The 26,812-nt window shown below is 72.0% G+C and carries 28 protein-coding genes; 21 read left to right on the top strand and 7 right to left on the bottom strand.

What is annotated here, in order from left to right:
* The first annotated feature begins 157 nt into the window (after positions 1 to 157).
* The 9 genes from AB0J66_RS34030 to AB0J66_RS33990 all read left to right on the top strand — a co-directional run bounded on the left by AB0J66_RS34030 (position 158) and on the right by AB0J66_RS33990 (position 11,701).
* Positions 158 to 484 carry a DUF167 family protein gene (locus AB0J66_RS34030; protein WP_364669582.1) on the top strand — a complete coding sequence of 109 codons (327 nt, stop codon included), beginning with the start codon at positions 158 to 160 and terminating at the stop codon, positions 482 to 484.
* Positions 481 to 2,028, top strand: coding sequence for a potassium/proton antiporter (locus tag AB0J66_RS34025; RefSeq protein WP_364669579.1), 1,548 nt, complete (start codon positions 481 to 483; stop codon positions 2,026 to 2,028). Before AB0J66_RS34030 ends, AB0J66_RS34025 begins: the two co-directional genes overlap by 4 nt.
* Before the next feature lie 482 nt (positions 2,029 to 2,510).
* Positions 2,511 to 2,918: a TraR/DksA C4-type zinc finger protein gene (locus tag AB0J66_RS34020; protein ID WP_364669577.1), complete on the top strand. Its 408-nt coding sequence runs from the start codon at positions 2,511 to 2,513 to the stop codon at positions 2,916 to 2,918.
* 29 nt (positions 2,919 to 2,947) lie between these two features.
* A complete protein-coding gene (gene lspA / locus AB0J66_RS34015) occupies positions 2,948 to 3,502 on the top strand; it encodes a signal peptidase II (protein ID WP_364669574.1) in 555 nt (184 codons plus the stop codon).
* Positions 3,503 to 3,543: 41 nt separating this feature from the next.
* On the top strand, positions 3,544 to 4,431 hold the full coding sequence (locus AB0J66_RS34010; RefSeq protein WP_364669719.1) for an RluA family pseudouridine synthase: 888 nt from the start codon (positions 3,544 to 3,546) through the stop codon (positions 4,429 to 4,431).
* A gap of 4 nt (positions 4,432 to 4,435) precedes the next feature.
* Positions 4,436 to 5,380 (top strand): hypothetical protein, encoded by a 945-nt coding sequence (locus tag AB0J66_RS34005; protein ID WP_364669572.1) that lies wholly within the window; start codon positions 4,436 to 4,438, stop codon positions 5,378 to 5,380.
* Between the two features lie 130 nt (positions 5,381 to 5,510).
* Positions 5,511 to 7,142, top strand: a complete 1,632-nt coding sequence (locus AB0J66_RS34000) for an AAA family ATPase (RefSeq protein ID WP_364669570.1) — start codon at positions 5,511 to 5,513, stop codon at positions 7,140 to 7,142.
* Positions 7,143 to 7,218: 76 nt separating this feature from the next.
* A complete protein-coding gene (dnaE, locus tag AB0J66_RS33995) occupies positions 7,219 to 10,752 on the top strand; it encodes a DNA polymerase III subunit alpha (RefSeq protein WP_364669568.1) in 3,534 nt (1,177 codons plus the stop codon).
* 388 nt (positions 10,753 to 11,140) lie between these two features.
* Entirely contained in the window at positions 11,141 to 11,701 is a 561-nt protein-coding gene (locus AB0J66_RS33990) for a hypothetical protein (RefSeq protein ID WP_364669566.1), read from the top strand.
* On the opposite strand, the gene AB0J66_RS33985 is transcribed toward AB0J66_RS33990, so the two are convergent.
* The gene (locus AB0J66_RS33985; protein WP_364669563.1) at positions 11,698 to 12,405 is read right to left on the bottom strand and encodes an LON peptidase substrate-binding domain-containing protein; all 708 of its coding nucleotides are present in this window, start codon (positions 12,403 to 12,405) and stop codon (positions 11,698 to 11,700) included. The two genes, AB0J66_RS33990 and AB0J66_RS33985, sit on opposite strands and share 4 nt — an antisense overlap.
* Before the next feature lie 140 nt (positions 12,406 to 12,545).
* Between AB0J66_RS33985 and hisD the strand changes: the two genes are divergently transcribed.
* The 7 genes from hisD to priA all read left to right on the top strand — a co-directional run bounded on the left by hisD (position 12,546) and on the right by priA (position 17,405).
* Positions 12,546 to 13,853: a histidinol dehydrogenase gene (gene hisD / locus AB0J66_RS33980; protein ID WP_364669561.1), complete on the top strand. Its 1,308-nt coding sequence runs from the start codon at positions 12,546 to 12,548 to the stop codon at positions 13,851 to 13,853.
* Positions 13,850 to 14,905: a histidinol-phosphate transaminase gene (locus AB0J66_RS33975; RefSeq protein WP_364669559.1), complete on the top strand. Its 1,056-nt coding sequence runs from the start codon at positions 13,850 to 13,852 to the stop codon at positions 14,903 to 14,905. The genes hisD and AB0J66_RS33975 overlap by 4 nt, the downstream gene beginning before the upstream one ends.
* Complete coding sequence (hisB, locus tag AB0J66_RS33970) at positions 14,902 to 15,513, top strand: imidazoleglycerol-phosphate dehydratase HisB (RefSeq protein WP_364669557.1); 612 nt, start codon at positions 14,902 to 14,904, stop codon at positions 15,511 to 15,513. The genes AB0J66_RS33975 and hisB overlap by 4 nt, the downstream gene beginning before the upstream one ends.
* Positions 15,513 to 15,671, top strand: a complete 159-nt coding sequence (locus AB0J66_RS33965; RefSeq protein WP_364669555.1) for a hypothetical protein — start codon at positions 15,513 to 15,515, stop codon at positions 15,669 to 15,671. Before hisB ends, AB0J66_RS33965 begins: the two co-directional genes overlap by 1 nt.
* Entirely contained in the window at positions 15,671 to 16,297 is a 627-nt protein-coding gene (hisH, locus tag AB0J66_RS33960; protein ID WP_364669553.1) for an imidazole glycerol phosphate synthase subunit HisH, read from the top strand. Before AB0J66_RS33965 ends, hisH begins: the two co-directional genes overlap by 1 nt.
* A 42-nt stretch (positions 16,298 to 16,339) precedes the next feature.
* Positions 16,340 to 16,618 (top strand): hypothetical protein, encoded by a 279-nt coding sequence (locus AB0J66_RS33955; protein WP_364669551.1) that lies wholly within the window; start codon positions 16,340 to 16,342, stop codon positions 16,616 to 16,618.
* Positions 16,619 to 16,679: 61 nt separating this feature from the next.
* Positions 16,680 to 17,405 carry a bifunctional 1-(5-phosphoribosyl)-5-((5-phosphoribosylamino)methylideneamino)imidazole-4-carboxamide isomerase/phosphoribosylanthranilate isomerase PriA gene (gene priA, locus AB0J66_RS33950; protein WP_364669550.1) on the top strand — a complete coding sequence of 242 codons (726 nt, stop codon included), beginning with the start codon at positions 16,680 to 16,682 and terminating at the stop codon, positions 17,403 to 17,405.
* On the opposite strand, the gene AB0J66_RS33945 is transcribed toward priA, so the two are convergent.
* Positions 17,351 to 18,280 (bottom strand): LysR substrate-binding domain-containing protein, encoded by a 930-nt coding sequence (locus tag AB0J66_RS33945; RefSeq protein ID WP_364669548.1) that lies wholly within the window; start codon positions 18,278 to 18,280, stop codon positions 17,351 to 17,353. The two genes, priA and AB0J66_RS33945, sit on opposite strands and share 55 nt — an antisense overlap.
* Before the next feature lie 72 nt (positions 18,281 to 18,352).
* On the opposite strand from AB0J66_RS33945, the gene AB0J66_RS33940 reads away from it, so the two are divergent.
* Together AB0J66_RS33940 and hisF are read left to right on the top strand one after the other, a co-directional pair.
* Positions 18,353 to 19,294, top strand: coding sequence for an EamA family transporter (locus AB0J66_RS33940; RefSeq protein WP_364669546.1), 942 nt, complete (start codon positions 18,353 to 18,355; stop codon positions 19,292 to 19,294).
* Positions 19,295 to 19,315: 21 nt separating this feature from the next.
* A complete protein-coding gene (gene hisF / locus AB0J66_RS33935) occupies positions 19,316 to 20,077 on the top strand; it encodes an imidazole glycerol phosphate synthase subunit HisF (RefSeq protein ID WP_364669543.1) in 762 nt (253 codons plus the stop codon).
* 237 nt (positions 20,078 to 20,314) lie between these two features.
* On the opposite strand, the gene AB0J66_RS33930 is transcribed toward hisF, so the two are convergent.
* Both AB0J66_RS33930 and AB0J66_RS33925 read right to left on the bottom strand, forming a co-directional pair.
* On the bottom strand, positions 20,315 to 20,743 hold the full coding sequence (locus AB0J66_RS33930; protein WP_364669540.1) for a hypothetical protein: 429 nt from the start codon (positions 20,741 to 20,743) through the stop codon (positions 20,315 to 20,317).
* Positions 20,744 to 20,930: 187 nt separating this feature from the next.
* On the bottom strand, positions 20,931 to 21,482 hold the full coding sequence (locus AB0J66_RS33925) for a hypothetical protein (RefSeq protein ID WP_364669716.1): 552 nt from the start codon (positions 21,480 to 21,482) through the stop codon (positions 20,931 to 20,933).
* Positions 21,483 to 21,625: 143 nt separating this feature from the next.
* Here AB0J66_RS33925 and AB0J66_RS33920 point away from each other — a divergent pair, with 143 nt between their 5' ends.
* Positions 21,626 to 23,080 (top strand): PLP-dependent aminotransferase family protein, encoded by a 1,455-nt coding sequence (locus tag AB0J66_RS33920; RefSeq protein WP_364669539.1) that lies wholly within the window; start codon positions 21,626 to 21,628, stop codon positions 23,078 to 23,080.
* Between the two features lie 3 nt (positions 23,081 to 23,083).
* On the opposite strand, the gene AB0J66_RS33915 is transcribed toward AB0J66_RS33920, so the two are convergent.
* The 3 genes from AB0J66_RS33915 to AB0J66_RS33905 form a co-directional block, all read right to left on the bottom strand.
* Positions 23,084 to 23,662: a dihydrofolate reductase family protein gene (locus AB0J66_RS33915; protein ID WP_364669536.1), complete on the bottom strand. Its 579-nt coding sequence runs from the start codon at positions 23,660 to 23,662 to the stop codon at positions 23,084 to 23,086.
* A 62-nt stretch (positions 23,663 to 23,724) separates the two neighbouring features.
* On the bottom strand, positions 23,725 to 24,177 hold the full coding sequence (locus tag AB0J66_RS33910; protein WP_364669534.1) for a pyridoxamine 5'-phosphate oxidase family protein: 453 nt from the start codon (positions 24,175 to 24,177) through the stop codon (positions 23,725 to 23,727).
* 106 nt (positions 24,178 to 24,283) lie between these two features.
* Entirely contained in the window at positions 24,284 to 24,625 is a 342-nt protein-coding gene (locus AB0J66_RS33905) for a VOC family protein (protein WP_364669531.1), read from the bottom strand.
* 74 nt (positions 24,626 to 24,699) lie between these two features.
* On the opposite strand from AB0J66_RS33905, the gene AB0J66_RS33900 reads away from it, so the two are divergent.
* Entirely contained in the window at positions 24,700 to 25,575 is an 876-nt protein-coding gene (locus AB0J66_RS33900) for a sigma-70 family RNA polymerase sigma factor (RefSeq protein ID WP_364669529.1), read from the top strand.
* 65 nt (positions 25,576 to 25,640) lie between these two features.
* Complete coding sequence (locus AB0J66_RS33895; protein WP_364669527.1) at positions 25,641 to 26,810, top strand: FAD-dependent monooxygenase; 1,170 nt, start codon at positions 25,641 to 25,643, stop codon at positions 26,808 to 26,810.
* The last annotated feature ends 2 nt before the right edge of the window (positions 26,811 to 26,812 follow it).

Raw genomic sequence — 26,812 nt, 5'->3', positions numbered from 1 at the left:
TCGACCTGCGCCTCTGGACGCGCTGACCCTTGCTCTCGAACGCGCCGATCGGCGCTTCTCTGGAGCCGTGCTCGGCGCTTGCGGGGTGTGGTTCGGGTGGGCGGGGGCGCGTGGTGGGCGGGCTCGTGCTGGGGGTGGGCGATCGGGACAATGGGGCATGGTCAAGGGTGGCGTGCCTGCGGAAGAGTCGAGTGCGGTTTCGGTGGCGGTGCGCGTCAAGCCGGGGGCGGGGCGGACCAAGGTCGGTGGGTGTTATGACGGGCCGCACGGGGCGGCTCTGGTGGTTGCCGTGGGGGCGGCGGCTGTCGATGGGAAGGCGACTGAGGCGGCGCGGCGGGCGCTGGCGGGGGCGCTGGGGGTGCGGGCGGCGGCGGTTGCGCTGAAAGTGGGGGCTACCAGCCGGGACAAGGTCTTCACGGTTGCGGTGGGCGGGGTTGAGGTTGCCGCGCGGGTGGCTGCCCTGCGCGACGGTCCGCCGGCATGAGCGGGAATCTTGATACTTCGCTGCTCATCGGGGCTGCTGTGTTGCTTGTGGCGGTGGGCGCGGTTCGGCTGTCGACGCGCCTTGGGCTGCCGAGTCTGCTGGTCTATCTCGCTCTGGGGATGGTGATCGGGGAGGCCGGGTTCGGGATCCGGTTCGACGATGCCGAGCTGACGCGGACGCTCGGGTTCTGTGCGCTCATCGTGATCATTGCCGAGGGTGGGCTCACGGCGCGGTGGAGCACGTTGCGGCCGGTGCTGGGGCTGAGCGCGTCGCTGGCCACGGTCGGGGTGGCCGTGAGCATCGCGGTGGTCGGGCTGGCCGTCCACGTGATTTTGGATCTGCCCTGGCAGTTGGCGCTGCTCTACGGGGCGGTGCTGTCGTCGACGGACGCGGCGGCGGTGTTCGCGACGCTGCGGCGGCTGCGGTTGCCGCCGCGGCTGGTGGCGACGCTCGAGGCCGAGTCGGGGATGAACGACGCGCCCGTCGTGCTGCTGGTCGTGCTGCTCAGCGCGACCGAGGTGGGGGCGCACCCGTGGTGGTACGAGCTGATGATCGTGACCTACGAGCTGGCGGCCGGAGCGGCGATCGGGTTCGCGGTCGGTGCCGGTGGGCGCTGGCTGCTGCGGCACGCGGCGTTGCCGTCGGCCGGGCTCTACCCGATCGCGGCGGTCGGGCTGACGGTCCTGGCGTACGCGGCGGGGGCGGTGGCGCATTCGTCGGGGTTCCTCGCCGTGTACGTGGCCGGGGTCGTGCTCGGGAACGGGCGGATCCCGCACCGGCGGGCGATCCTCGGGTTCGCCGACGGGCTGGCCTGGGTGGCCCAGATCGGGCTGTTCGTGCTGCTCGGCCTGCTGTCCTCGCCGTCGCATCTGGGCAGTGCGCTGGTGCCGGCGCTGGTGGTCGGGGTGGCGCTGGTGCTGTTGGCGCGGCCGCTGTCGGTGGTGGTGTCGGCGGTGCTGGCCCGGCCGGTGCGGGGGCCGCGGCGGCCGGGGAACCGGGTGGGCTGGCGGGGGACGGCCTTCCTGTCCTGGGCGGGGCTGCGCGGGGCGGTGCCGATCGTGCTGGCCACCATTCCGCTGTCGGCCGGGACGCCGGGGGCCGAGCGGCTGTTCGACGCGGTCTTCGTGCTGGTGATCATCTTTACGCTGCTGCAGGCGACGACCCTGGGACCGGCGGCCCGGCTGCTGAAGGTGACGGCGCCGGCGGAAGCGGCGGAGGTGCATGTGGAGGCCGCGCCGCTGGAGCGGTTGAACGCTGATCTGCTGCACATGGACGTGCATCCGGGGTCGCGGCTGGCCGGGGTGCACATCGACGAGCTGCGGCTGCCCAAGGGGGCGTCGGTGAGCCTGGTGGTCCGGGAGGGCGACGGCTTCGTGCCCGGGCCGGACACGCGGTTGCGGACGGGGGACGCGCTGCTGATCGTGGCCACCGCGGCCGCCCGGGACGTCGCCGAGCGCCGCCTGCGGGCGGTAAGCCGCCGGGGACGGCTGGCCCGCTGGTTCGGGGAAGACGGGCACGAGGAAGGCGCTGAGAAGGGAGGGTAGGCGCGGGGAAAGGCACTGACACGGGGAGGGCGAGCGTGGGGGAGGCGCTGACGGGGAGGGCGAGCGCGGCGAGGCCCTGGCCGGGGAGGGGCAGGCGCTAGGGATGGCCTTGAGGTCGAGTGGCAGGACAGCCCGGCGGCGGGCCGGGGAGGGTGACCACCGACTGGCCGGCCCGGGAGGCCGGGTGCGGCGATCTTGCGGTTGTGCGCGCCGCGACGCGTACTGCCGCGGTTTTCAAGGTTTTTGGCATGGTTGCAAGCGCAAGATCCGATGCGTGCTGTTGTCGGGCACGGATACGTTCCGTATCCTTGCGGTCCTCCGAGAGTGCGCGGCTGGGAGGTTCGGGGCGCGCCGTCGGGGCCGGTGGGGGAAGATCGACCCGGGCTTCAGGGTGAAAGCGGCCCTGGCCGACAAAAGGGACAAGAGGACGCCGATCCTCAGGGACGCTGATCGCCGCGCGGGGCGCGGCCGAGGGAGCGACGATGGCCAAGGCAACCGAGACCAAGGCAGCCGCTGCCAAGCGGACGCGGAGCGCCGCCGAGACCGAGAAGATCCGGGTCGCGCTGGTCGAGCGGCGCGACGAGCTGCAGGCCGAATATCAGCAGTCGATCAGCGAGATCACCGAGCTGGCCCGCGACCGCATGGAGGACTCGGCCGGCGACGACCAGGCCGACGCCGGCACCAAGACCTTCGAGCGTGAGCAGGAGATCACTCTGGCCAACAATCTGCTGGAGCGGATCAATCAGGTGGAACGCGCCATCGACCGGCTCGGCGAGGGGAACTACGGTTGGTGCGAGCGGTGCGGCAACCCGATCCCGGTCGAGCGACTGGCGGCGTTCCCCTCCGCGACTCTCTGTGTGTCCTGCAAGCAGCTGGAGGAAAGACGCTGAACGCCGACGAGGCGACGGGCGCGACCACGGTGGACGAGCCGGAGCCGGGGCCTCAACCCGGGTTCAGCCGTACGGCCGTGCTGGTGCTCGCCGCCACCGCCGTGGTGGCCGTGGCCCTGGACCAGTGGGTCAAGTGGCTCTCCACCGAAAACCTGACCGAGGGCGAGCCCGTCCGCATCCTCGGCGGCCTGATCTACCTGTCGCTGCTGCGCAACAGCGGCGCCGCGTTCAGCTTCGGCGAGGGCTACACGTGGGTCTTCCCGGTGATCACCATCGTGGTGATCGGCTGGATCGGCTGGATGGCGACGAAGCTGCGCTCGGTGCCGTGGGCGATCGCGCTCGGGCTCGTGCTCGGCGGCGCCCTGGGCAACCTCGGTGACCGGCTGTTCCGCGCGCCGGGGCCGTTCCACGGTCACGTGGTCGACATGCTGAGCCCCTTCGGGCCGTACGCGGAGTACTTCGCCGTGTTCAACATCGCCGACGCGTGCCTGAGCGTCGGTGTCGTGCTGGCCGTGCTCCTCGAGCTCACCGGCCGTCAGCGGGACGGGCGACGGCTCGTACGGAAGAAGGCCGAGAACAAGTGAGCTCGCAACGATCCCTGCCCGTCCCCGACGGGCTCGACGGGATGCGTCTCGACCAGGCCGTCTCCCGCCTGTTCGGGCTGTCCCGCACGGCCGCGGCGACCCTCGTCGAGGCCGGCGACGCGCTGGTCGACGGCTACCCGCGGCCGAAATCGGACAAGGTCAGCGCCGGCGCCTGGCTCGAGGTGACCCTGCCGTCGCCGGTGGCCGAGCAGGCGCCGGTGGCGGCCCAGCCGGTGCACGGGCTGAAGGTCATCTACAGCGACGACGACATCGTGGTCGTGGACAAGCCGGTCGGCGTGGCCGCCCACCCCAGCCCGGGCTGGACCGGCCCGACCGTGGTCAGCGGCCTGGCCGCGATGGGGCAGAACGTGGCCACCAGCGGGGCCGCCGAGCGCCAGGGCATCGTCCACCGGCTCGACGTCGGCACGACCGGGCTGATGGTGGTGGCCAAGAGCGAGATGGCGTACAGCGTCCTCAAGCGCGCCTTCAAGGAGCGCGAGGTGGAGAAGCGCTACCACGCGGTCGTGCAGGGCCACCTGGACCCGCTGCGGGGCACCATCGACGCGCCGATCGACCGGCACCCGACGGCCGACTACAAGTTCGCCGTCATGTCCGGCGGCAAGCCCAGCGTGACCCACTACGACACGCTTGAGGCGTTCCGCTCGGCCAGCCTGGTCGACGTGCGGCTGGAGACGGGGCGCACCCATCAGATCCGGGTGCACTTCTCGGCGCTGCGGCACCCGTGCGTCGGCGACACGCAGTACGGCGCCGACCCGACCCTGGCCGCCCGGCTCAAGCTCAACCGGCAGTGGCTGCACGCCCGTGAGCTGGCCTTCCTGCACCCGCGCACCCAGGACGAGGTGCGTTTCGTCAGCGACTATCCCGACGACCTGAAGTACGCCCTCGACGTCCTTCAGGACGCGGTCTGAGCTCATGGGGCCCGCCCAGCGGGTGCGCTTGTTCGGGGCGTCCGAGATCCGGTTCGCGGTGGCCTGTGCGGCCGTGACGGCCGCGGGGGTGCTGCTGGGGGCGCTCTGGGTGAGCCGGCGCGAGGCCGCGCCGGCTCAGGACCCCCACGACGTCGTACGGGTCGGGGTCGTGCAGGGGCAGACGGTGCCGGGCTACCTCGACTCGTCCCGTACGGAGCTGGGCGCGCTGGCCGAGCCGTCCGCGCCGGCCGTCGGCGACGTGTGGGCGCTGGTGAGCCTGGCCGAGTACGTCACGCCGGGGCGTCTGCCCGATCTGCTCCAAGGGGCGGCGGTGGCCCAGGTGTACGCCCGGGTGCCGACACCCGGTCAGCACACGCAGGTCGTCCGGATCCCGGTCTACCGGCTGCCGGCCGACGTGCTCACCGGCATGCTCGACGCGGCCATCGTCCGGGACAACGAGAAGGCGGCGTACGACCAGCTGGCCTCGAAGCTGCCGGCTGCCGAGGGCCGGGCCCGGGAGGCGTACGCGGCGGCGGCGCGGACCGCGGCGCTGGAAGCGGCCGCCTACCGGTCCGGATGCGCGTGTGTCTTCGCGGCCGTGGTCCGCGGCGCCCCGGCCGCGTTGCAGGGGGTGGCGGCCCGGGCCGGCGTCCGGGCGGTCGACCCGGCGCCCGAGGTCCGCAGCCTCGACCGCACCGAGTTCCGGCCGCCGCTGCCCGAATCGCCCGCTGTGCCCGGTGTGCCAACAGAGACAGCGGGCATTGCCTCGCAGCCGCCCGCGCCGATAGTGTCGTCGCCCGGGGTCGATGTGACATCTGCCTCATCGCAAGTCTCCGGGCACCTGAACGACCCTTCCGTCTCGGCATCGGAGGATCTTCCTGCCGTACCCTCTGCGTCAGACGCGACAGCTGCTCACGATGCGACCAGCGCCTCGGTGGCAGCACCCTGAGCCCCGCCCGGCCGTTAGGTCTCTAGTCGGTGGCACGGGCAGTGGCCCTATCGCGTTCGGCTCCGTAGCCTGTCAAAGGCGAACGGCCCGGGCGTGGGCATCACCGAGATTGGGCAGGGAGGACTGAGCCGTGGAGGGGACCGAGACCGGCTGGGGCCGGCCTGCGGAACCAGCCCCGCGATGGCGGGCGCTGCTCGACCGCGCCCGGCACGGGTCCCGCGGCGCCGACGAGCAGGCCGAGACCGATCGTGAGGATCAACCGCAGCAACCCCAGCAGTACGGATCCCCGCTGCCGACCCGGCGCCCGACCAATCCGCTCGACTCCCGTGGCTCGTCGTACGGGTCGCGTTACGACCAGCATCCGGCCGAGCCGCAGCCGCCCGGCCCGGCGTCAGGCTCGGCCGAGCAACAGCGGCCGATGCCGCAGCGGCCGATCAATCCGCTTGATCCGCGGTGGCAGGCCCGGTCGCAGCCGGCGCCCTCGCCTTCGCATGCTTCGCCGACGCCGCTCTTGCCTTCGTCCCCGCAGCCGCCCTCGCAGGCGCAGCCGCCCTTGCAGGCGCAGCCGCCCCCGCAGTCGCCGGAGCCCACCAGCTTCTTCGGGCCGTCGTCTCGATCGGCGCCGCCGCCGCAGGCCGTGCCGCGTGACTACCCGCAGGTGCGGGCTTCGGCGGCGGCCCCGGTCATGCCGCCACCGGTCCAGCCGGCGTCTTTTCAGCCTCCTGTCCAGCCGGCTTCTTTCGCGCCGCCGGCCCCGGCTCCGGCCCAGCCGGCGTCTTTTCAGCCGCCCGCGCCCGCCCCGGCCCAGCCGGCGTCTTTCCAGCCGCCCGCGCCCGCCCCGGCCCAGCCGGCGTCTTTCCAGCCGCCCGCGCCCGCCCCGGCACCGCGGGTGGCGCCGTCGCCGACCTCACCGGCCGCCGCGCGCATCGAGTGGCGGCAGACCCGGGCCGACGACGAGATGGCCCGCGCCGTGTCGGTCATGCGGCGCAAGCTCGGCAAGCCGCGCGTGCTCGCCTTCGCCAACCCCAAGGGCGGCGTCCACAAGACCACCGCGACCGTGCTCGCGGCCGCGACCATCGGCAGCGTCCGCGGCCGCGGCGTGCTCGCCTGGGACGACAACGAGCTGCGGGGCACGCTCGGGCTGCGGGCCGGCAGCGCCCGGCACGCCCGGACGATCAAACACCTGCTGGCCGACCTGCTGCAGATCGAGAACCTGCACGGCGACGCCCTGCTGCAGGAGCTCGACGGCTACCTGCGGCACGCCTCCGACGGGTCGTACGACGTGCTGGCCGGCGAGGAGAACCCGCGCTTCGCGGCCCGCCTCGACCAGGGCACCGTGCGCCGGGTGATGGATCTGCTGCGCCGCACCCACGACGTGATCTGCGTGGACACCGGCAACAACGTGGAAAGCGTCAACTGGCAGACCGTGATGCGCCAGGCCGACCAGCTCGTGATCACCACCGTGCCCCGGGAGGACGCGGCCTTCACCGCGGACTGGATGCTCGACGTGCTCGACGAGAGCGGCATGGGCGACCTGGTCTCCAACGCGGTGACGTTGATCTCCTGCCCGTCGCCGGGTCCGCTGCCGCTGCTGAACGATTTCGTCAAGCACTTCGCCACCCGGACGCGGGCGGTGGCCGTGGTTCCGTACGACCCGGCCCTGGAAGTCGGCTCCTCGATCGAGTATGCGGACCTTCAGCAGGAGACGCGCTCGGCGTGGCTGAAGGCCGCCTCTGTGATGATCGAGCCATTCGCCGAGTGACACGCGTTTCCCCCTCGTCCTTCCCGTAGCCGCCCGCTAGAGTCGCTGGGTCGCCACAACTTAAAGGGGGTCCGGGGTGTCTGACTCGTTCGTGCATCTCCACGTGCACACCGAGTATTCGATGCTCGACGGGGCTGCCCGCATCAAGGAAGTCCTGGCCGAGGCCGCCCGCCTCGGCATGCCGGGCGCGGCCATCACCGACCACGGCAACATGCACGGGGCGTACGACTTCTACACGCAGGCCAAGGCCGTCGGCGTGACCCCCGTGATCGGCGTCGAGGCGTACGTCGCGCCCGAGTCCCGCCTGATGAAGAACAGGGTCAAGTGGGGCCGCCCCGAGCGGAAGGGCGACGACGTCTCGGGTAACGGCGCCTACACCCACATGACCATGTGGGCCCGCAACGCCGTCGGTCTCAAGAACCTGTTCCGGCTCAACTCGCGGGGCTCGATGGAGGGCCAGCTCGGCAAGTACCCGCGGATGGACTTCGACATCATCGCCGAGCACGCCGAGGGCATCATGGGCACCACCGGCTGCCCGTCCGGGGCCGTGCAGACCCGGCTGCGGCTCGGCCAGTTCGACGAGGCCCTGAAATCGGCCGCGATGTACCAGGAGGCGCTCGGGAAGGAGAACTACTTCCTCGAGATCATGGATCACGGCCTCTCCATCGAGAGCCGGGTCCGCGACGGCCTGCTGGAGATCGGCCAGAAGCTCGGCATCCCGCCGCTGGTCACCAACGACTCCCACTACACGCACGAGGCCCAGGCCGAGGCGCACGACGTGCTGCTGTGCGTGCAGACCGGCAGCAACATCGCCGACCCGAACCGCTTCCGCTTCGACGGCGCCGGCTACTTCGTCAAGTCGGCCGACCAGATGCGCGCCGTCGACTCGTCCGAGGCGTGGCAGGAGGGCTGCCGCAACACGCTGCTGGTGGCCGAGCGGGTCGACACCGAGGGCATGTTCACCTTCAAGAACCTGATGCCCCGGTTCCCGATCCCGGACGGGTACACCGAACAGGAGTACTTCCGGCACGTCGCGTACGAGGGCCTGCGGTCCCGTTTCCCCGGCGGCATCCCCGAGACGCACGTCAAGCAGGCGGAGTACGAGCTCGGCGTCATCATCGAGATGGGCTTCCCGGCCTACTTCCTCGTGGTCGCCGACTTCATCCAGTGGTCCAAGCGCAACGGCATCGCGGTCGGCCCCGGCCGTGGCTCCGCGGCGGGCTCGCTGATCGCGTACGCCATGGGCATCACCGACCTCGACCCGCTGCCGCACGGCCTGATCTTCGAGCGGTTCCTCAACCCCGAGCGCATCTCGATGCCCGATGTCGACATCGACTTCGACGAGCGCCGGCGCGGCGAGGTCATCAAGTACGTGACCGAGCGCTGGGGCGAGGACAAGGTCGCGCAGATCGCCACCTTCGGCACGATCAAGGCCAAGGCCGCGATCAAGGACGCGGCCCGGGTGCTCGGCTACCCGTTCGCCGTCGGCGACCGGATCACCAAGGCGCTGCCGCCGGACGTCATGGGCAAGGGCATCCCGCTCTCCGGCATCTTCGACAAGGACCACAAGCGGTACGGCGAGGCCGGCGAGGTCCGCACGCTGTACGAGTCGGAGCCCGACGTCAAGAAGGTGATCGACACCGCGCGCGGCATCGAGGGCCTGATCCGCCAGACCGGTGTGCACGCGGCCGGCGTCATCATGAGCGCCGAGCCGATCATCGACCACATCCCGCTCATGCGGCGACCGGCCGACGGCGTGATCATCACGCAGTTCGACTACCCCACCTGCGAGACGCTCGGCCTGCTCAAGATGGACTTCCTGGGCCTGCGCAACCTGACGATCATCGACGACGCCAACAAGAACATCGAGCTCAACCACGGCGCCAAGCTCGACCTGCTGGCTCTGCCGCTCGACGACCCCAAGGCGTACGAGTTGCTGGCCCGCGGCGACACCCTGGGCGTGTTCCAGCTCGACGGCGGCCCCATGCGCTCGCTGCTGCGCCTGATGAAGCCCGACAACTTCGAGGACATCTCGGCCGTCCTGGCCCTCTACCGGCCGGGCCCGATGGGCGTCGACTCGCACACCAACTACGCGCTGCGCAAGAACAATCTCCAGGAGATCACCCCGATCCACCCGGAGCTGGAGGAGCCGCTGCGCGAGATCCTCGAGCCCACGTACGGCCTGATCGTCTATCAGGAGCAGGTGCAGCGCGCCGCGCAGATCCTCGCCGGCTACTCGCTCGGCCAGGCCGACCTGCTCCGCCGGGCCATGGGTAAGAAGAAGAAGGAGATCCTCGACAAGGAGTTCGTGCCGTTCCAGGCCGGCTGTCTCGAGCGGGGTTACTCCAAGGAGGCCATCCAGGCGGTGTGGGACGTGCTGGTCCCGTTCGCCGGGTACGCGTTCAACAAGGCCCACTCGGCGGCGTACGGCCTGGTCTCCTACTGGACGGCGTACCTGAAGGCGCACTACCCGGCCGAGTACATGGCCGGGCTGCTGACCAGCGTCGGCGACGACAAGGACAAGATGGCGATGTACCTGGCCGAGTGCCGGCGCATGGGCATCCAGGTCCTGCCGCCCGACGTCAACGAGTCGGCCGGCCCGTTCACCCCGGTCGGCAAGGACATCCGCTTCGGCCTGGCCGCCGTCCGCAACGTGGGCAACAACGTGGTCGACGCGATCCGCCGCTGCCGCGACGACAAGGGCAAGTACCAGGACTTCTACGACTTCCTGTCCAAGGTCGACGCGGTCGCCTGCAACAAGAAGACCATTGAATCTCTGATCAAGGCCGGCGCGTACGACTCGATGGGGCACAGCCGCAAGGGCCTGCTCGCGGTCCACGCCGAGGCGATCGACGCCTACGCCGACGTGAAGCGCAACGAGGCGGCCGGGCAGTTCGACCTGTTCGGCGCGTTCGCCGACACCGAGGGCGGCAGCTCGGCCACGGTGGCCATGCCGCCGATCGTCGACGACGAGTGGGACAAGCGCGACAAGCTGGCCTTCGAGCGCGAGATGCTCGGCCTCTACGTCTCCGACCACCCCCTCGCCGGTCTCGAGCAGCTCCTGCAGAACGCGGCCGACACCACGATCGCCGCCCTCAACGAGGAGGGCTCGGTCCCGGACGGCCAGGTGGTGACGCTCGCGGGCATCCTCACCGGTGTCCAGCGCCGGATCACCAAGCAGGGCCGCGCGTGGGCCTCGGCCACCCTGGAGGACCTGGCCGGTGGCGTCGAGGCGCTGTTCTTCCCGAACACCTACGAGGTGATCGGCCAGTTCATCGCCGAGGACGCGATCGTGGTGGTCAAGGGCCGGGTCGACCGGCGCGACGACACCCCGCGGATCATGGCGATGGACATGTCGCTGCCCGACATCAGCCACAACCCGGACAGCAAACCGGTCACCCTGACCATGCCGATCACCCGGTGCACGCCGCCGCTGGTGGCCGAGCTCAAGGAGATCCTGACCAGCCACCCGGGCGACTCCGAGGTGCACGTCCACCTGCAGAACGGCAGCCGCACCACGCTGCTGCGCCTCGGCGCGGTCCGGGTCGCCCCGACGCCGGCGCTGCGGGCCGACCTGAAGATGATCCTCGGCCCGTCCGCGGTCGCTTAGGGCGAGCGGGACGCGGCGGGGGAGAACCTGGCAGGATCGTAGGGTGAACGCGAGTCAGGAACCGGCCCACCCGCATCAGCCCGGCCCGCCCCCGGCGGACCCGACGGCCGAGCCCGCGGCGGGCGCTTCCGGGCCAGGCGGGCCGATCGTGGGCGGGCAGGCCGAGTATGGGGCGCCGCCGGACTGGTCAGGTCCGGGTCGGGAGGTGCCGCCGGGGCCCGGATCGGGTCAGGGGCCCGACGGTGGGGCGCCGTGGTCCGGTGGGCCGGCGGGTGGGTTCGAACTCGCGCATCCGTCCGGGCCGGCGGACGACCGGCACTGGGGCGGGCCGCAGATCGCGCGGCGGCCGTGGCGGCGTACGGCCGTGGTGGCTCTCTCCTGCTTTGCGGTGATCTTTGTGCTCGGGGGGCCGCTCGGGCTCTTGTGGGCGTGGCTCGCGCCGTCGGTGCCGGTGATCAACGCCGGGCAGAGCGGCATCGTGGTCAACGACCCGTCGCCTGAGGAGTACATCGCCGCCGACGGCTGGTTCACGCTGCTCGGGCTCGGCTTCGGGCTGCTGGTGGCGATCGTCGCCTGGCTGCTGCTGCGCCGCGACCGCGGCCCGTTCCTGCTGGCCGGCATCGTGGCCGGCGCGCTCGGGGCGGGCTACCTGGTGGCCCCGTGGATCGGCGAGATGATCGGCCGCGGCGACTACCAGCACTGGAGCGAGACGGCCCGGACAGGCGCCACCTACCTGGCCCCACCCGAGGTCCACGCCGTCGGCCCGATGCTGGTCCCGGCCTTCGCGGCGGCGATCGCCCTCACCCTCATGGCCGGTTGGTCCAACGACCCCGACCTGGACGCCCCGGGCGCCCGCCCGGGCTACGGCCCCAACGCCACCGGCCCGGCGGCCTACGGCCCCGGCGCCACGGACCCGGCGGCTTACCCGGCCGAGCCACCCCGCGGCTAGTTCGGGCTGGCGGGGCGGGCCAGGTCGGAGAGCGGGACCGGGACGGCGCGGACGCGGGCCAGCAGGCCGGACTCGCGGTTGAGCAGCTTCAGCTCGGTGCGCAGGCGGGTCGCCGTGTCGGGGGCGGCCAGCAGGAGCTGGCGTTCCTCGGTGGTCAGCTGGGCTGTGGCGGCGATCAGGTGGGAGAGGACCGTCGGGTCGGCGGGGACCGCGTCCAGGCCCTCGGAGTCGGGGCGGAGCAGCTCCAGGTAGGCCCGGAAGGCGGCCAGCGCGCGCGGGGCCAGCAGCTCGGCCGTCTCGTCGGGGGACTCGTCGGGGAGCCACTCGACCTCGGCCGTCAGGTATGGCTCGTCGCCCTGGATCACGTCCTTGACCACGAAGCGGCGGCGGCCGACGGTCATGATGTCGTAGCGGCCGTCGGGGAGCTCGGTCACCTGGCGCAGCTCGGCCGTGCAGCCGACCTGGTAGAGGTCGTCGGCGCCGATCGGCGGGGGCGGCGCGGCAGGGCCGTCGGCCGGCTCGGGGGCGGGCGCCTCGGCGCCGCGGCGCAGCGTGACCACGCCGAACTCGTGCGGCTCGTCGGCCGGACTGGCCACCAGCTCGCTGACCAGCGCGCGGTAACGCTCCTCGAAGATGTGCAGGGGGAGCACCAGGCCCGGGAACAGCACCGTGCCCAGCGGGAACACCGGCAGCCGCTTGCTCACCACCTCAGCCTAACGGTCACCCCTCCATGGTCAACCCGTCGCCATGCCCCGTGCCACCCGGCCGGTGGCGGCGGTCTCATCTCCTGGGCCCGGCTGCGGCGATGACGGGTGACGCGGATGGGCAGCCTAAACTTGGCGGCGTGCTGAATCGGACCGACCTGCGTGGCTCCTCCCGGGACCCGCGCGGCCTGCTGCCCCGTGCCCAGCTCGACGTCTCCCAGGCCGTCGAGCGGATCCGCCCTCTCGTCGAGGCGGTCCATGAGCATGGCTTCAGCGCGATCCAGGAGGCCACCGAGCGGTTCGACGGGGTCAAGCTGGAGCGGCTGCGGGTGGCCCAGGCCGACATCGCGGCGGCCGAGGCGACCCTCGAGCCGGAGGTACGGGCGGCGCTGCTCGAGGTGATCAAGCGGGCCCGCAAGGTGCACGCCGATCAGCGGCGCACCGACGTCACGACCAAGGTGGTCGACGGCGGCACGGTGACCGAGCGCTGGATCCCCGTCCAGCGCGTGGGTCTTTATGTCCCGGGCGGCCTGGCCGTCTATCCCTCCACCGTGGTCATGAACGTGGTGCCGGCCCAGGAGGCCGGGGTCGACTCGCTCGTGGTGGCCAGCCCGCCGCAGAAGGAGAACGGCGGCCTGCCCGACGCCCGGGTGCTCGCGGCGTGCGCGCTGCTCGGCGTCGACGAGGTGTACGCGGTGGGTGGCGCCCAAGCCATCGCCATGCTCGGCTACGGCTCAGACGGGGTGGATGAGGGCGACCGCTGCGAGCCGGTCGACGTCATCACCGGGCCCGGCAACATCTGGGTGACCGCGGCCAAGCGGCTGCTACAGGGCACGGTCGGCATCGACGCCGAGGCCGGCCCGACCGAGATCGCCATCCTGGCCGACGAGACGGCCGACCCGCGGCACGTCGCGGCCGACCTGATCAGCCAGGCCGAGCACGACCCCCTCGCCGCGAGCGTGCTCGTCACCGACTCCGAGGCGCTGGTCGACGCGGTCGAGGCCGAGCTGGCCAGGATGGCCCCGGCCACCAAGCACGCCGACCGGGTGCGCACGGCGCTGACCGGGGAGCAGTCCGGGGTCGTGCTGGTGGATGACCTCGAGCAGGGTCTGCGGGTCGTCGACGCGTACGCGGCGGAGCACCTGGAGATCCAGACGCGTGACGCGCGGCAGTGGGCCCTGCGCGTCCGCAACGCCGGCGCGATCTTCGTGGGGGCCTGGTCGCCGGTGTCGCTGGGTGACTATGCGGCCGGGTCGAACCACGTGCTGCCGACCGCCGGCTGCGCGCGGCACTCGTCCGGGCTGTCCGTGCAGTCGTTCCTCAAGGGCGTCCACGTCATCGAGTACGACGAGGCCGCCCTGCGCGACGTCGCGGGGCACGTGGTCGCGCTGGCCAACGCGGAAGACCTGCCGGCGCACGGCGAAGCGGTGGAGGCGAGGTTCACATGACCGGGCTTCCCCTCCGGGACGACCTCAAGGGCCAGAAGCCGTACGGGGCGCCACAGCTCGACGTCGCGGTGCGGCTCAACACCAACGAGAACTCGTACCCCCTGCCCGACGCCGTTGTCGACGCGATCGCCAAGGCCGTCCAGGCCGAGCTGCGCGACCTCAACCGCTACCCCGACCGCGACGCCGTGGCGCTGCGCACCGACCTCGCGGCCTACCTGGGTCACGGGCTGACCGCGGCCAACACGTGGGCCGCCAACGGCTCCAACGAGGTGCAGCAGCAGCTCCTGCAGGCGTTCGCCGGGCCGGGCCGCACCGCGCTCGGCTTCGGCCCTTCGTACTCCATGCACCCGCTGCTGACCCTCGGCGTCGGCAGCAGATGGATCGGCGCGCTGCGCGACCCCGACTTCGGCCTCACGCCGGACGCGGCGATCGCCCAGCTCGATGAGCACGACCCGGACATGGTGTTCCTGTGCTCGCCGAACAACCCGACGGGCACCGCGCTCGACCCCGACGTGATCACCGCGGTGCTGGAGAAGGCGCGCGGCATGGTGATCGTCGACGAGGCGTACGCGGAGTTCGCCCGCCCGGGCACGCCGAGCGCCCTGGCCCTGCTGCCGGACCACCCGCGCCTGGTCGTCACCCGCACCATGAGCAAGGCGTTCGGGTTCGCCGGCGGCCGCCTCGGCTACCTGGCCGCGGGCGAGGCCGTGGTCGACGCCGTCCAGCTCGTGCGCCTGCCGTACCACCTGTCGGCGCTCACCCAGGCCGCCGCCCGCGCGGCCCTCGCCGAGAAAGCCGCGCTGCTCGGCACCGTCGAGGCGATCAAGGAGCAGCGTGACCGCATCGTCACGACGCTGCGTGAGCGCGGCCTGAAGGTGGCCGACAGCGACGCCAACTTCGTGCTCTTCGAGGTCGGCGGCGACCAGAAAGTCGCCTGGCAACGGCTGCTCGACCGCGGTGTGCTGGTCCGCGACGTCGGCCTGGCCGGGTGGCTGCGCGTCACCGCCGGCACCCCCGCTGAAACCGACGCATTCCTGGAGGCCCTGCAGTGAGCCGGACCGCGCGTATCGAGCGCGTCACCAACGAGACCAAGGTGCTGGTCGAGATCGACCTCGACGGCACCGGCCAGGGCGACCTGAGCACCGGCGTCGGCTTCTACGACCACATGCTCAACCAGTTGGCCCGGCACGGCGGGTTCGACCTGACGGTGCGCACCGAGGGCGACCTCGAGATCGACTCGCACCACACCATGGAGGACACGGCGATCGCGCTGGGCGAGGCCTTCGCGCGGGCGCTCGGCGACAAGAAGGGCATCCGGCGGTACGGATCGGCCACCATCCCGATGGACGAGGTGCTGGTCCGGGCGGCCGTGGACCTCTCCGGCCGGCCCTATGTGGTGCACGACGAGCCGCTGCTCACCCCGTACATCGGCCCGGTCTACGCGACCAGCATGACCCGGCACATCTTCGAGGCGTTCGGCCACGCGGCCAAGGTGACCCTGCACGTGGACGTGCTGCGGGCCTGCCGCCCGGGCGGCCACCCGGACGCCCACCACGTGGTCGAGGCGCAGTTCAAGGCGTTCTCCCGGGCGCTGCGGGAGGCCGTCGAGATCGACCCGCGCAACGCCGGGCAGCTCCCGTCGACCAAGGGCGTGCTCTGATGGCCGTCGTGCTCTTCATCGTGGCCGGCTTCCTGGTCGGCGGCGTCATCCAGCTGATCAAGTCGGGGGCCACCAAGTTCAGCGTCGGGCTGGTCGGCGTCCTCGCCGCGCTGGCCGTCGCGGGTGGCATCGCCTGGCTGCTTCCGGGGGACAACTGATGAGTGGACCCACCGTGGTGGTGCTCGACTACGGGTCGGGCAATCTGCGCTCGGCCGAGCGGGCGGTGGCCCGCACCGGCGCCGACGTGACGGTGACCAGCGACCTCGCGGCCGCGGCGGAGGCCGACGGTCTCGTCGTCCCGGGCGTCGGGGCGTACGCGGCGTGCATGGCCGGCATCGACGAGATCGACGCCGGCCCGATGATCGCGGACCGGGTGGCCGCCGGCCGGCCGGTGCTCGGCATCTGCGTGGGCATGCAGATCCTGTTCGACTCGGGTGTCGAGCACGGCGTCGAGACGAAGGGCCTCGGTCTGCTGCCGGGCGTGGTCAACAAGCTCACGGCGCGGCGCATCCCGCACATGGGCTGGAACACGGTCGACGTCGCGGACGACTCCGTGCTGCTCGACGGCCTGCCCCCCGAGGTGCGGTTCTACTTCGTGCACTCGTACGGCGCCTCGCACCTTGACGTCTTGCGCCGAGCCGGCGCCAAGGTGACCACCGCGAGCCACGACGAGCCGTTCGCCGCGGTCGTCGAGCACGGTGCGCTGAGCGCGGCGCAGTTCCACCCGGAGAAGTCGGCCGACGCCGGCTACGGTCTGCTGCGCAACTGGGTCGCCGGGCTGTAGATGTCGAAGGAGAGAGCGCGACGCCGCGCCGAGCGGCTCGCCGTGCTCGAAAAGGAGAAGGCGGCCCGCGCGCGGCGTGTTGAACGGCGCGCGCGCCGCCGGGCTCTCGTGCAACGGCTCGCGCCGCAGCGCCGCAGTTCGGGCACGTTGCATCGGCGCAGCCGGGGTGAGCGGCTCGGGATCGTGCTGCTGCCGCTCGCCGCCATCGCCGCGATCTGGCTGTGGGTGCCCGAAACGTCGCTGCGGATCGTCCTCACTTTGCTGATCGTCCTGGCCGCACCGGCTCTGGTGGTCGTCGTCCTCGGCCGCAAGGCCGGATGACATCTCCGTCCCCGGCTCACGTCCGTCCCCGGCCGCCTGGCCGGCTAACAGGGAGAAACCCATGACACTCGCTCTGCTGCCCGCCGTCGACGTCGCGGACGGTCAGGCCGTACGCCTCGTCCAGGGCGCCGCCGGCTCGGAAACCGCCTACGGCGACCCGCTCGAGGCCGCGCTGGCCTGGCAGAACGACGGCGCCGAGTGGGTGCACCTGGTCGACCTGGACGCGGCCTTCGGGCGCGGCTCCAACGCGGCGCTGCTGGCCGACGTGATCGCCCGGCTCGACGTGAAGGTGGAGCTCTCCGGCGGCATCCGCGACGACGAGTCGCTGAACCGGGCCCTGGCCACCGGGTGCGAACGGGTCAACATCGGCACCGCGGCGCTTGAGGACCCGGAGTGGTGCGACCGGATCGTGGCCGAGTACGGCGACCGGGTGGCGATCGGGCTCGACGTGCGCGGCCGGACCCTCTCGGCGCGGGGCTGGACCCGCGACGGGGGCGACCTGTTCGACGTGCTGGGGCGGCTCGACAAGGCGGGCGCGGCGCGCTACGTGGTCACCGACATCACCAAGGACGGCACCATGCGGGGGCCCAACCTGGAGCTGCTGCGCGAGGTCTGCTCGGCCACCGACCGGCCCGTCATCGCCAGCGGCGGGGTGTCCACGCTCGACGATCTGCGCGCGCTCAAGACCCTGGAACCGAACGGGGTGGAGGGTGTGATCGCGGGGAAGGCGCTCTACGCGGGTGCTTTCACGGTCGCCGAGGCCCTCGCCGCGCTGCGCGAGGCCTGAACCCACGACGTGTGCAGGGCCTCCACCGCCGCCTTGATCGCCGGGCGGGCGGCGGAGGCCTCGCGCCAGGCGATCACCACGCGGCGGCGCGGCTCGGGCGTGAGATGCACGACGCGTACCTCCGCCGGAAGCGCGACCGAACGCGCCAGCCGGGGGATGACCGCGACGCCCAGCCCCGCCGAGATCAGCGTCAGCTGGGTCTCGAACTCGCCGACGTGGAAGTCGGGCTGCACGCCCGGCAGCACCCGCAGCAGCCACTCGTGGCAGATGTCGCCGGCCTTGGCCGCGATCCACCGCTCGTCGCGGGCCTCGGCCAGCGTGGCCGTCGCGCCGAAGCGGTGCCCGGCCGGCACGATCAGGTCGGCCACGTCCCATCCGAGCTCGACGTGCGTGATGCCGCCCGGGTAGCGCAGCGCCACCTCCGGCCAGTCGTCCAGCACGGCCAGGTCGACATGCCCGCGGTGCAGCATGTCGAGCCCCTCGTGCGGGTTGACCTCGACCAAGCCCGTGGTCAGCTGCGGGTGGTCGGCGGCGAGACGGTGCAGGGCGTACGGCAACAGCGCCCGGCACGCCGTGGCGAAGGCGGCGACCGTGAGCCGTCCGACGACCGTGTCCCGGTGCGCGGCCAGCGCCGCCTCGGCCTCGTCGACGGTCGCCAGCACCTTCTCCGCGTGCCGGGCGAGCACCTGGCCGGCCTCGGTGAGCCGCAGCCGGCGGCCGTCCTTCTCCACCAGGGTGGCCCCGGTCTCGCGCTCCAGCTTGGCGAGCTGCTGAGACACTGCGGACGGGGTGCAGTGCAGCGCCTCGCCGGCCGCCAGCACCGTCTTGTAGCTGGCCACGGCGTGCAGGGCGCGGAGACGACCCAGATCAATCATGTAGCGAGGCTACATTGTTGGTTGAGTACATTTCGCTGGTGCTTAACGGTTGTTGTTGTGAAGGCTCGACGCATGAGACCACGCGACATCGGCCTCGCGGTCGCCGTCACCGCCATCTGGGGCTTCAACTTCGTCGTCATCGAGACCGGGCTCGACCACTTCCCGCCACTGTTGTTCAACGCGCTGCGCTTCACCCTCGCCGCGTTCCCCGCGCTCCTGTTCGCCGGCCGCCCCCAGGTGCCGTGGCGCTGGATCGTCGCCGTCGGCCTCATCCTCGGCGTCACCAAGTTCTCCCTGCTGTTCGCGGGCATGGCGGCCGGGATGCCGGCCGGGCTCAGCTCGCTGGTGCTGCAGAGCCAGGCCGTCTTCACGCTCGGCTTCGCGGTGCTGGTGCTTCGTGAGCGGCCCCGGCCCGTACAGCTGGCCGGTCTGCTCCTGTGCGTAGCCGGCGTCGCCCTGGTGGCCACGCGCATGGGCGCCAACCTCGGCGCCTTCCTCCTGATCGTCGCCGCCGGCGCCGCGTGGGGCCTAGCCAACATCGCGACCCGCAAGGCGTCCCCACCGGACACCCTGCGCTTCATGATCTGGGCCAGCGCCGTCGCCACCGGCCCGCTCTGGCTGCTGACCCTGCTGGTCGACGGCCCTCCGGCCGACCTGACCGCGTTCACCTCCGAGGCCCTGTGGGCCCTCGCCTATGTCGCCCTGATCTCCACCCTCGCGGCCTTCGCCGGCTGGGGTTACCTGCTCAAGACGTACGGAGCCAGCACCGTCGCCCCGTTCTCGATGCTGGTCCCGTTCTTCGGCCTGGCCTCAGCCGCCCTCTTCCTGCAGGAGCAGATCCACCCGGTGGACATCGCCGGCGCCCTCCTCGTCATCGGCGGCATCCTGGTCGGCCTGATCCGCCGGGGCCGCCGCACCACCCCGCCACCCGCGGAGGCCGGGCCGCCCGCTCAGCGCTCGTCGCCCGGCGAGCTCCGGGCGGCGTCGGTGGGGCCGTCCGGGTGTCGGGGGTGACCAGCGCACTAGGGTTGAGGCATGACTGTTGCGGTGCGCGTGATCCCCTGCCTCGACGTGGACGCGGGCCGGGTGGTCAAGGGGGTCAACTTCGTCGACCTGCGTGATGCCGGCGACCCGGTCGAGCTGGCCGCCGCCTACGACGCGGCCGGCGCCGACGAGCTGACCTTCCTGGACGTGACCGCCTCCTCGGCCGGCCGCGGGACCATGCTCGACGTGGTCCGCCGCACCGCCGAGTCGGTCTTCATCCCGCTCACCGTCGGCGGCGGCGTCCGCTCGGTCGACGATGTGGACGTCCTGCTGCGCGCCGGCGCCGACAAGGTGGGCGTCAACACGGCCGCCATCGCCCGCCCCGAGCTGATCAGCGAGATCGCCCAGCGCTTCGGCAACCAGGTCCTGGTCCTGTCGCTGGACGTCCGGCGTTCCGCCGGCCAGCCCAGCGGCTGGGAGGTCACCACCCACGGCGGCCGCCGCAGCGCCGGCCTGGACGCCATCGAGTGGGCCTGCACCGTGGCCACCCTGGGCGCCGGCGAGATCCTCCTCAACTCGATGGACGCCGACGGCACCAAGGCCGGCTTCGACCTCGACCTGATCACCGCCGTCCGCGCCGTCGTCGACATCCCGGTGATCGCCAGCGGCGGAGCGGGCGAGGTCGCCCACTTCGCCCCCGCCGTCGCCGCCGGCGCCGACGCCGTCCTGGCCGCCAGCGTCTTCCACTTCGGCGACCTCACCATCGGCGAAGTGAAGGAAAGCCTCCGCGCCGCCGGCAACCCGGTCCGCTGACGCCGAGAACCCGCATCCCTGATTGACGCGGTCTCGCTAGGAGTGGCGGTGCCAGGCGGGGAAGTGAAGGAAATTTTCGCGTTGCCGACAACCTGGTCCGCTGATATCGCGAAAGCGGCTGCCCTGACCAACGCGGTCCCGCTGGGTGAAGGTAGGGCGCGCTTCTGGCTGCGCGGGCTGGTCGGGTGCGGCGAGGCCGGCGCCTGGGGCGGGCGCGGGCGCTTCGGGTGGGACGGGTCAGCGGCCGTCGGCGAGGCGGATGCTGTATTCGCGGAGGGCGGCGGTGTAGGTCTGTTCGTCGAGGACCCAGTCGGAGTCGCCTGGTTCGGCGGCTCGGTTCAGCTGGGCCTGCAACGTCATGACGGCTGAGGAGAGGCCGCTGAACGGGCGGGTGCGCCACAGCTGCTCGCCGGCGGGGGCGACCTCGACCAGGTCGTCCTCCACGACCAGGAGGCCGGCGCCGGCCAGGCGGCGTACCGACTCCTCGAGTTCGGCGCGGCTGGGGACGCTGTGGTGCAGGAAGTCGGCGGCGGCCAGCAGGTCGGCCAGGCTGGCGCCGGTGACGGGCAGGGCCGCGTGCATCGCCCGGTCGCGCTCCAGGCGCTCGGCGATGACCGCGGACACGAAGATCCAAGCGTCGTTCCACTGCCAGTTGACCGCCCCCATGCGGCAATGATGCCGTGAGGGCCCCGCCGCCGGAAGCAAATGTGTCGCGATGATCACAAAGCTGTGATGCAACGGATGGTCTGCTAAACCGAATGAGCGGGGCGTTCCACGCCGTCCAATCCGGACAGATCACCCCAAGCTACCTGTCCGGGAGTGAGTGTGTGTGAACCCGGATGAGTGACGCGACTCAATGGGCCAGGGCCGGTCGCGCGCCGCCCTCGGCGACGGTGCACATCGGCAGGAACAGCTGCACGAGAGGACCGATGGCCAGAGCGTAGGCGATGGTTCCGATGCCCACGGTGCCACCCAGGAAGAAACCGACGATCAGGACCAACACCTCGATGGACGTACGCACGAGGCGGATCGACAACCGCGGGAAGCGGCCCACGATGCCGGTCATCAGGCCGTCGCGCGGGCCCGGCCCCAGCCGGCTGCCGATGTAGAGGCCGGTGGCCAGCCCGTTGAGCAGGATGCCGCCGACCAGGTAGCCGATGCGGGCGGGGATGGTCCCGCCGGCCGGCAGCACGGCCAGGGCGCCGTCGACCGCGAAGCCGACCACCACCAGGTTGGCGATCGTGCCGAAGCCGGGGCGCTGCCGCAGCGGGATCCACAGCAGCAGGACAGGAACGCCGACCAGGATGACGACCCAGCCGAAGCTGATCCCGCTCGCCTCGGACACGCCCTGGTGGAAGACGTCCCACGGGTTGAGCCCGAGGGCCGACTCGACCATGAAGGCCATGCTGACGCCGTACAGGACGAGGCCGGCGAAGAGCTGGACGGTGCGGCGGGTGAGACGACGATCTCGGTTGTCACGTGGTTGCACGAATGCCAGTCTGAAGGCCAATCGGGCGACACTGAAGTGCCAATTCCCTGGAGGTGGACATGACGACGACCATCAGAGGTAGCCAATTGGGCCGCCTGCTCGGTCAGTGGCACTCCCTTCCGGGCCGCCATCGCAGTCCGGATTACGCCGCTCTCGCGGCGGCCGTGCGGGGCCTGCTCGCCGATGGGCGCCTGCCCTTGGGCGTACGGATGCCGGCCGAACGCGAACTGTCGGAGGCGCTGTCCGTGAGCCGGACGACGGTCTCCGCCGCGTACCGCACCCTCCGTGAGAGTGGCCACCTGACCAGCCGGAGAGGCGCGGGAAGCTGGACCACCCTGCCTAATGGCCACCGAGTGGCCCCGTCCGGGCTGTGGGCGGCGGGCGACGACCGCGACATGATCGATCTGGGTGTGGCCGCCTCCGCGGCGCCGGCCGAGCTGGTCACGGCGGCCCACGACGCCGCCTCCGACCTGCCGCGCTACCTGGGCAGCGCCGGTTACCACCCGACCGGGCTGGGTGAGCTGCGCGAGGCGGTGGCCGCCGGTTACACCGAGCGGGGCGTGCCCACCTCGGCCGAGCAGATCCTGATCACCGGCGGCACCCAGCAGGCCCTCGACCTGGTGCTGCGTCTCTCCGTGCCGGCCGGTTCGCCGGTGCTGGTCGAGGCGCCGACCTACCCGAACGCGCTCGCCGCCCTCTCGGCCCGCCGGGCCCGCCTCAGCACCCACGGCCTCGACACGGCCACCGGCTGGGACGGCGAGATGCTGCTGGGCGCGCTGCGCCAGACCCGGCCGCGGGTCTCGTACGTGATTCCCGAGTTCCACAATCCGACCAGCCATCTGATGACTGCCGACCTGCGCGAACGGCTGGTCGCCACGGCCCACGCGACCGGCACCGAGCTGATCGTGGACGAGTCCTTCGTCGACCTGCCGCTCGACGACCAGGAGATGCCGCCGCCGGTGGCCGTCTTCGACCGGCACTCGCGCGTGGTCTCGATCGGCGGCATGAGCAAGGCGTACTGGGGTGGCCTGCGGATCGGCTGGGTGCGGGCCTCGGCCCCGCTGGTGCAGCGCCTGGCCGCCATCCGGGTCGGCGTCGACATGGCCAGCCCGGTCCTCGAGCAGCTGGTCGCGGTCCGCCTCATGGAGCAGTCGGCCCAGATCGTCAAGGCCCGCCGCGAGGAGCTCCGCCTCCAGCGCGACGCCCTGGTCACGGCGCTGCGGGCGTCGCTGCCGGAGTGGCGCTTCGTCCTGCCGGCCGGCGGCGTCTCCCTCTGGGCCGAGCTGGACGGCCCGATCTCCAGCGCCCTGGCCCGCGCCGCCGAGGACGTCGGCGTCCGCCTGGCCCCCGGCCCCCGCTTCGGCCTGGACGGCACCCTGGAGCGCTTCGTGCGCCTGCCGTTCACCCTTCCGGCCAAGGACCTGACCGAGGCCGTACGCAGAATCGCCACCGTCCGCCACGACCTGGACCGGGCGGCCGGCCCGTCGTGGCGCTCACCCACGGTCATCGCCTGACGTTCACTCCACGTGCAGGGTCGGGCGGTAGACGAGTTCCTGGGTGCGGCCGTCGAGGGTGCGCGTCTCGAGCAGCTCGAGGTCGAAGTCGGCGGCCCCGGCGAAGATCGGCTCGTTCCCGGTCTCGCCGGTGATCACCGGGAACACGGTCACCTGGACCCGGTCGACCAGCCCGGCCGCCATCAGGGCCCGGTTCATCGACAGGCTGCCGTGGGAGCGCAGCGGCACCTCCGACTCCTCCTTGAGGCGCCGGACGACTTCGACGGCGTCACCCTTGACGACCGTCGCGTCCGGCCAGTCGAGCGGACCCTGCAGCGTGCTCGACACGACGACCGCGGGCAGGTGCCGCATCCGGGTCACCCATTCGTCGTGCACGGTCTCCTCGGTGCCGGCGGCCAGCAGCCCCGTGAAGGCCCGGAACGTGTTCGCCCCGAACACCATGCGCTGCTCCGGCTCGTACTCGGCCAGGCGGTGCGCGAGCAGCTCGGGTCCTTGCTTGCCCCAGTAGCCGCCCCACCCGCGGGTGACCGTGCCGAAGCCGTCGAGGCTGCTGAAAACGTCGAACGTGTAAGTGGCAGTCACTGTGTCCTCCTCGAAGTCGGGTTCCGAGGGGACAGACCGGCCACGCGGCCGGAACTCATCGGTCAGACCAGCCAGACCCCGTCCCGCATCAGCGTCCGGCCGGCGATCTCGTTCAGCTCCCGCCACGCCTGAACCCGCTCCGGCCGCAGAACGAGGAAGGCATAGGAATCGCCCGCGGTGCGCGGATCCCAATCGTTCTGCGCGGCATAGGCCTCCCCGGCCGCCCCCGACTCGGCGACCGGAATCGACTTCTCCAGGACCACATCGATCAGTACGACGTCACGCGTGCCGCCGAGCGCGACGCGAGCCCGCCCGTGGCCGGCCAGGTTGCGCCCGGTGGGCGACCCCGTGTCGGTGGCCAGCAGGATCCGTTCCTCGAACCAGGCCAGCGTCAGCGGCACCAGAAACGGCTCGTCCCCCTCGGCGGTCGCGACCCAGGCGTCGGCCACCGGCGCCTTGAGCTTGGCCAGGACGTCTGCTTTACGGGCCTGCGCGGAGCGTGGTTCGTCGGCCATCTCCGGCCTCCTTCGGTTGCGAGTCTTTCTACCAGCCACCCGACATTTTCCGGCGAGGGGGAAGGGCGGGGCCGCCGCGGGTGGGCGGCGGCCCGTGCGCCGGGTCTTACTGCATGTCGCCCTGGTGGAGGCCGAAGAGGTTGCCGTCGGGGTCGCGGAGGGTGGCGGTCAGGGCGCCGCCGCCGACGTCCTTGGCCGGCTGCTCGAGGGTGGTGCCGGTGCTGGTCAGGGTCTTGATGGTCGCCTCGATGTCGGGGACGTGGTAGTACGTGATCGGGCCCGCGGCCAGGTCGCCGTGCGGGTTGAGGCCGATCTCGGGGGTGCCCTCGGGGCGGAAACCCACGTAGTACGGCTGGTCCACGTACGGGGCGGTGCCCAGCAACTCGGTGTAGAGGGCCTTGGCGGCGTCGAGGTTCCTGACCGGGATGGTGATCGTGCGGATGGGCATGACTGCTCCTTCGTCACAGCGGGCCCGGGCGGCCCGTCAACAGGTATGACGGGCGCCGAACGAGAGGTGTGACGATGAGCGAGATGGACCTGCTGGCCGAGCGGTTCGAGCGGGACCGGCCGCATCTGCGCGCGGTGGCGCAGCGGATGCTCGGCTCGGCCGACGAGGCCGACGACGCGGTTCAGGAGACGTGGTTCCGCCTGAGCCGCAGCGACACCAGCGACGTGGGGAACCTGACGGGCTGGCTGACCACCGTGGTCTCCCGGGTCTGCCTGGACATGCTGCGGTCACGGGCGGCCCGGCGGGAGGATCCGGCCGAGATCCCGGCCACCACGCACGACGACGCGCCCGGGCCGGAGCAGCAGGCCGTGCTTTCCGACGCGATCGGGCCGGCGCTGCTGCTGGTGCTGGACACGCTCGGGCCGAGCGAGCGCCTGGCCTTCGTGCTGCACGACATGTTCGCCGTGCCGTTCCCGGAGATCGCCGAGATCGTCGGCTGCACTCCGGCCGCCGCCCGCCAGCTGGCCAGCCGGGCCCGGCGGCGGGTGCAGGGCGAGCCGGCCCCGGAGGACGACGACATCTCACGGCGGCGCGAGGTGGTCAGCGCCTTCCTGATCGCGGCGCGGGCCGGTGACTTCAGCGCCCTGCTCACGCTGCTCGACCCGGGCGTCGTCCTGCGAGCCGACCCCGAGGCGGTCAAGATCGGGGCGACCGCGGTGCTCGCCGGCGCGAACGAGGTGGCCGGTCGCTTCAACGGCGGCGCCCAGTCGGCCCGCCTGGCCTTCCTCGACGGGCAGCCGGGCCTGGTCTGGGCTGTGGGCGGTCAGGTCCGGGTGGCGTTCGTCTTCGCCTTCGACGGCGAGCACATCAGCCGCATCGACCAGCTCGCCGATCCGGCCGTGATCGGGGCCATGACCATCGACATCCAGCCGAACAGCTCTCTCGGCTGATTGAACTCCCGGCCCCGGCCGTCGTTGAGCGCGCGTGACGGCGGTTTCGCGAAAGGGCGGGAAATATGGCGAAGAAGGTGCTTGTGGCGGGGCTGGGGGTGGCCGGGATGGCCACCGCGGTCCGGCTCCACGAGGCGGGCTGGACCCCGGTCGTCGTCGAGCGGGCCCCGGAGCGCCGCACCGGCGGCTACTTCGTCGGGCTGTTCCCCGTGGGGGAGCAGGCGGCCCGCCGGCTCGGGGTCCTGGGGCACATGCATCTGCGGACGCCCGCCGGCCACCGCACTTTCGCGGTCGACGCGGACGGCCGCCGGGTGCGCAGCGCCGGCTTCCTAGACCAGCCCGGTCATCCGGACGGCGTGCTGCGCGGCGACGTCGAGGCGGCGCTGTGGGAGCGGGTGGACGGCCGGATCGAGGTGCGGTTCGGCACGGTTCCGGTCGCCGTGGGCCAGACCGGGAACGCTGTCCAGGTGCAACTGCACGACGCGGCGCACGACGTGACGTACAGCCAAGAATTTGATCTTGTGGTTGGCGCGGACGGGCTGCGCTCGACCGTGCGCCGGCTCGTCTTCGGGCCGCCCGAATGGTTCCTGCGGTCGATGCACGCGATCGTCTGCGCGTTCCCGCTCAGCGCTCCGGCCCCCGGCTTCACCGGGTCCGACCAGGTCATTCTGGCCGAGCCGGGTCGCGCTCTGTGGGTCTTCCCGTTCAGCGACCGTACGCCCACCGCGCTGTTCGCCTATCGCACGCGGGATGTCGACGCGGAATTCCGGAAGGATCCCGTCGCTGCGATCGAGGCCCGCTTCCGGGGCCTGGACGGCGGCGGCCTGGTCCCGTTCGCGCTGGACGAGCTGCGCCGGGGGCCGGAACGCCTGTTCGATTCGGTGCATCAGGTGCGGATGCGGCGCTGGTACGACGGCCGGGTCGTGCTGGTCGGCGACGCCGCGTGGTGTCTGACGCTCTACTCCGGCATGGGGGTCAGCGCCGGGATGATCGGCGCGGACGCGCTCGGTGACGAGCTGACCGCCCACCCGGACGACCTGCCGGCCGCTCTGGCCGGGTGGGAGCGGCGGATGCGGCCACTGGTCCGCAAGCACCAACTGCTGGCCTACCTCAAGGCGCAGTTCTTCGTGCCGTCGAACAAACCGCTGGCCTGGGCCCGGGGGCAGGTGGTGCGGGAGGTGGCGCGGCGCCTGCTACGGAACAGCGGCGGCCGGGAGGTCTCCGGCCGCCGCTGACG

Origin of the sequence: Actinoplanes sp. NPDC049598 (assembly GCF_040675435.1) — a bacterium.
Taxonomy (GTDB): domain Bacteria; phylum Actinomycetota; class Actinomycetes; order Mycobacteriales; family Micromonosporaceae; genus Actinoplanes.
The sequence above is the reverse complement of the archived record's forward strand: the minus strand, read 5'-3'. Positions and strand labels throughout refer to the sequence as shown.

What these genes read in the sequence shown, in the direction of transcription:
- AB0J66_RS34030 (WP_364669582.1), top strand. Translation starts at nt 158, where the DNA reads ATGGTCAAGGGTGGCGTGCCTGCGGAAGAGTCGAGTGCGGTTTCGGTG.
- AB0J66_RS34025 (WP_364669579.1), top strand. Translation starts at nt 481, where the DNA reads ATGAGCGGGAATCTTGATACTTCGCTGCTCATCGGGGCTGCTGTGTTG.
- AB0J66_RS34020 (WP_364669577.1), top strand. Translation starts at nt 2,511, where the DNA reads ATGGCCAAGGCAACCGAGACCAAGGCAGCCGCTGCCAAGCGGACGCGG.
- AB0J66_RS34010 (WP_364669719.1), top strand. Translation starts at nt 3,544, where the DNA reads ATGCGTCTCGACCAGGCCGTCTCCCGCCTGTTCGGGCTGTCCCGCACG.
- AB0J66_RS34005 (WP_364669572.1), top strand. Translation starts at nt 4,436, where the DNA reads ATGGGGCCCGCCCAGCGGGTGCGCTTGTTCGGGGCGTCCGAGATCCGG.
- AB0J66_RS33975 (WP_364669559.1), top strand. Translation starts at nt 13,850, where the DNA reads ATGACCGGGCTTCCCCTCCGGGACGACCTCAAGGGCCAGAAGCCGTAC.
- AB0J66_RS33965 (WP_364669555.1), top strand. Translation starts at nt 15,513, where the DNA reads ATGGCCGTCGTGCTCTTCATCGTGGCCGGCTTCCTGGTCGGCGGCGTC.
- hisH (WP_364669553.1), top strand. Translation starts at nt 15,671, where the DNA reads ATGAGTGGACCCACCGTGGTGGTGCTCGACTACGGGTCGGGCAATCTG.
- priA (WP_364669550.1), top strand. Translation starts at nt 16,680, where the DNA reads ATGACACTCGCTCTGCTGCCCGCCGTCGACGTCGCGGACGGTCAGGCC.
- AB0J66_RS33945 (WP_364669548.1), bottom strand. Translation starts at nt 18,280, where the DNA reads ATGATTGATCTGGGTCGTCTCCGCGCCCTGCACGCCGTGGCCAGCTAC.
- AB0J66_RS33940 (WP_364669546.1), top strand. Translation starts at nt 18,353, where the DNA reads ATGAGACCACGCGACATCGGCCTCGCGGTCGCCGTCACCGCCATCTGG.
- hisF (WP_364669543.1), top strand. Translation starts at nt 19,316, where the DNA reads ATGACTGTTGCGGTGCGCGTGATCCCCTGCCTCGACGTGGACGCGGGC.
- AB0J66_RS33930 (WP_364669540.1), bottom strand. Translation starts at nt 20,743, where the DNA reads ATGGGGGCGGTCAACTGGCAGTGGAACGACGCTTGGATCTTCGTGTCC.
- AB0J66_RS33925 (WP_364669716.1), bottom strand. Translation starts at nt 21,482, where the DNA reads ATGGCCTTCATGGTCGAGTCGGCCCTCGGGCTCAACCCGTGGGACGTC.
- AB0J66_RS33920 (WP_364669539.1), top strand. Translation starts at nt 21,626, where the DNA reads ATGACGACGACCATCAGAGGTAGCCAATTGGGCCGCCTGCTCGGTCAG.
- AB0J66_RS33910 (WP_364669534.1), bottom strand. Translation starts at nt 24,177, where the DNA reads ATGGCCGACGAACCACGCTCCGCGCAGGCCCGTAAAGCAGACGTCCTG.
- AB0J66_RS33905 (WP_364669531.1), bottom strand. Translation starts at nt 24,625, where the DNA reads ATGCCCATCCGCACGATCACCATCCCGGTCAGGAACCTCGACGCCGCC.
- AB0J66_RS33900 (WP_364669529.1), top strand. Translation starts at nt 24,700, where the DNA reads ATGAGCGAGATGGACCTGCTGGCCGAGCGGTTCGAGCGGGACCGGCCG.
- AB0J66_RS33895 (WP_364669527.1), top strand. Translation starts at nt 25,641, where the DNA reads ATGGCGAAGAAGGTGCTTGTGGCGGGGCTGGGGGTGGCCGGGATGGCC.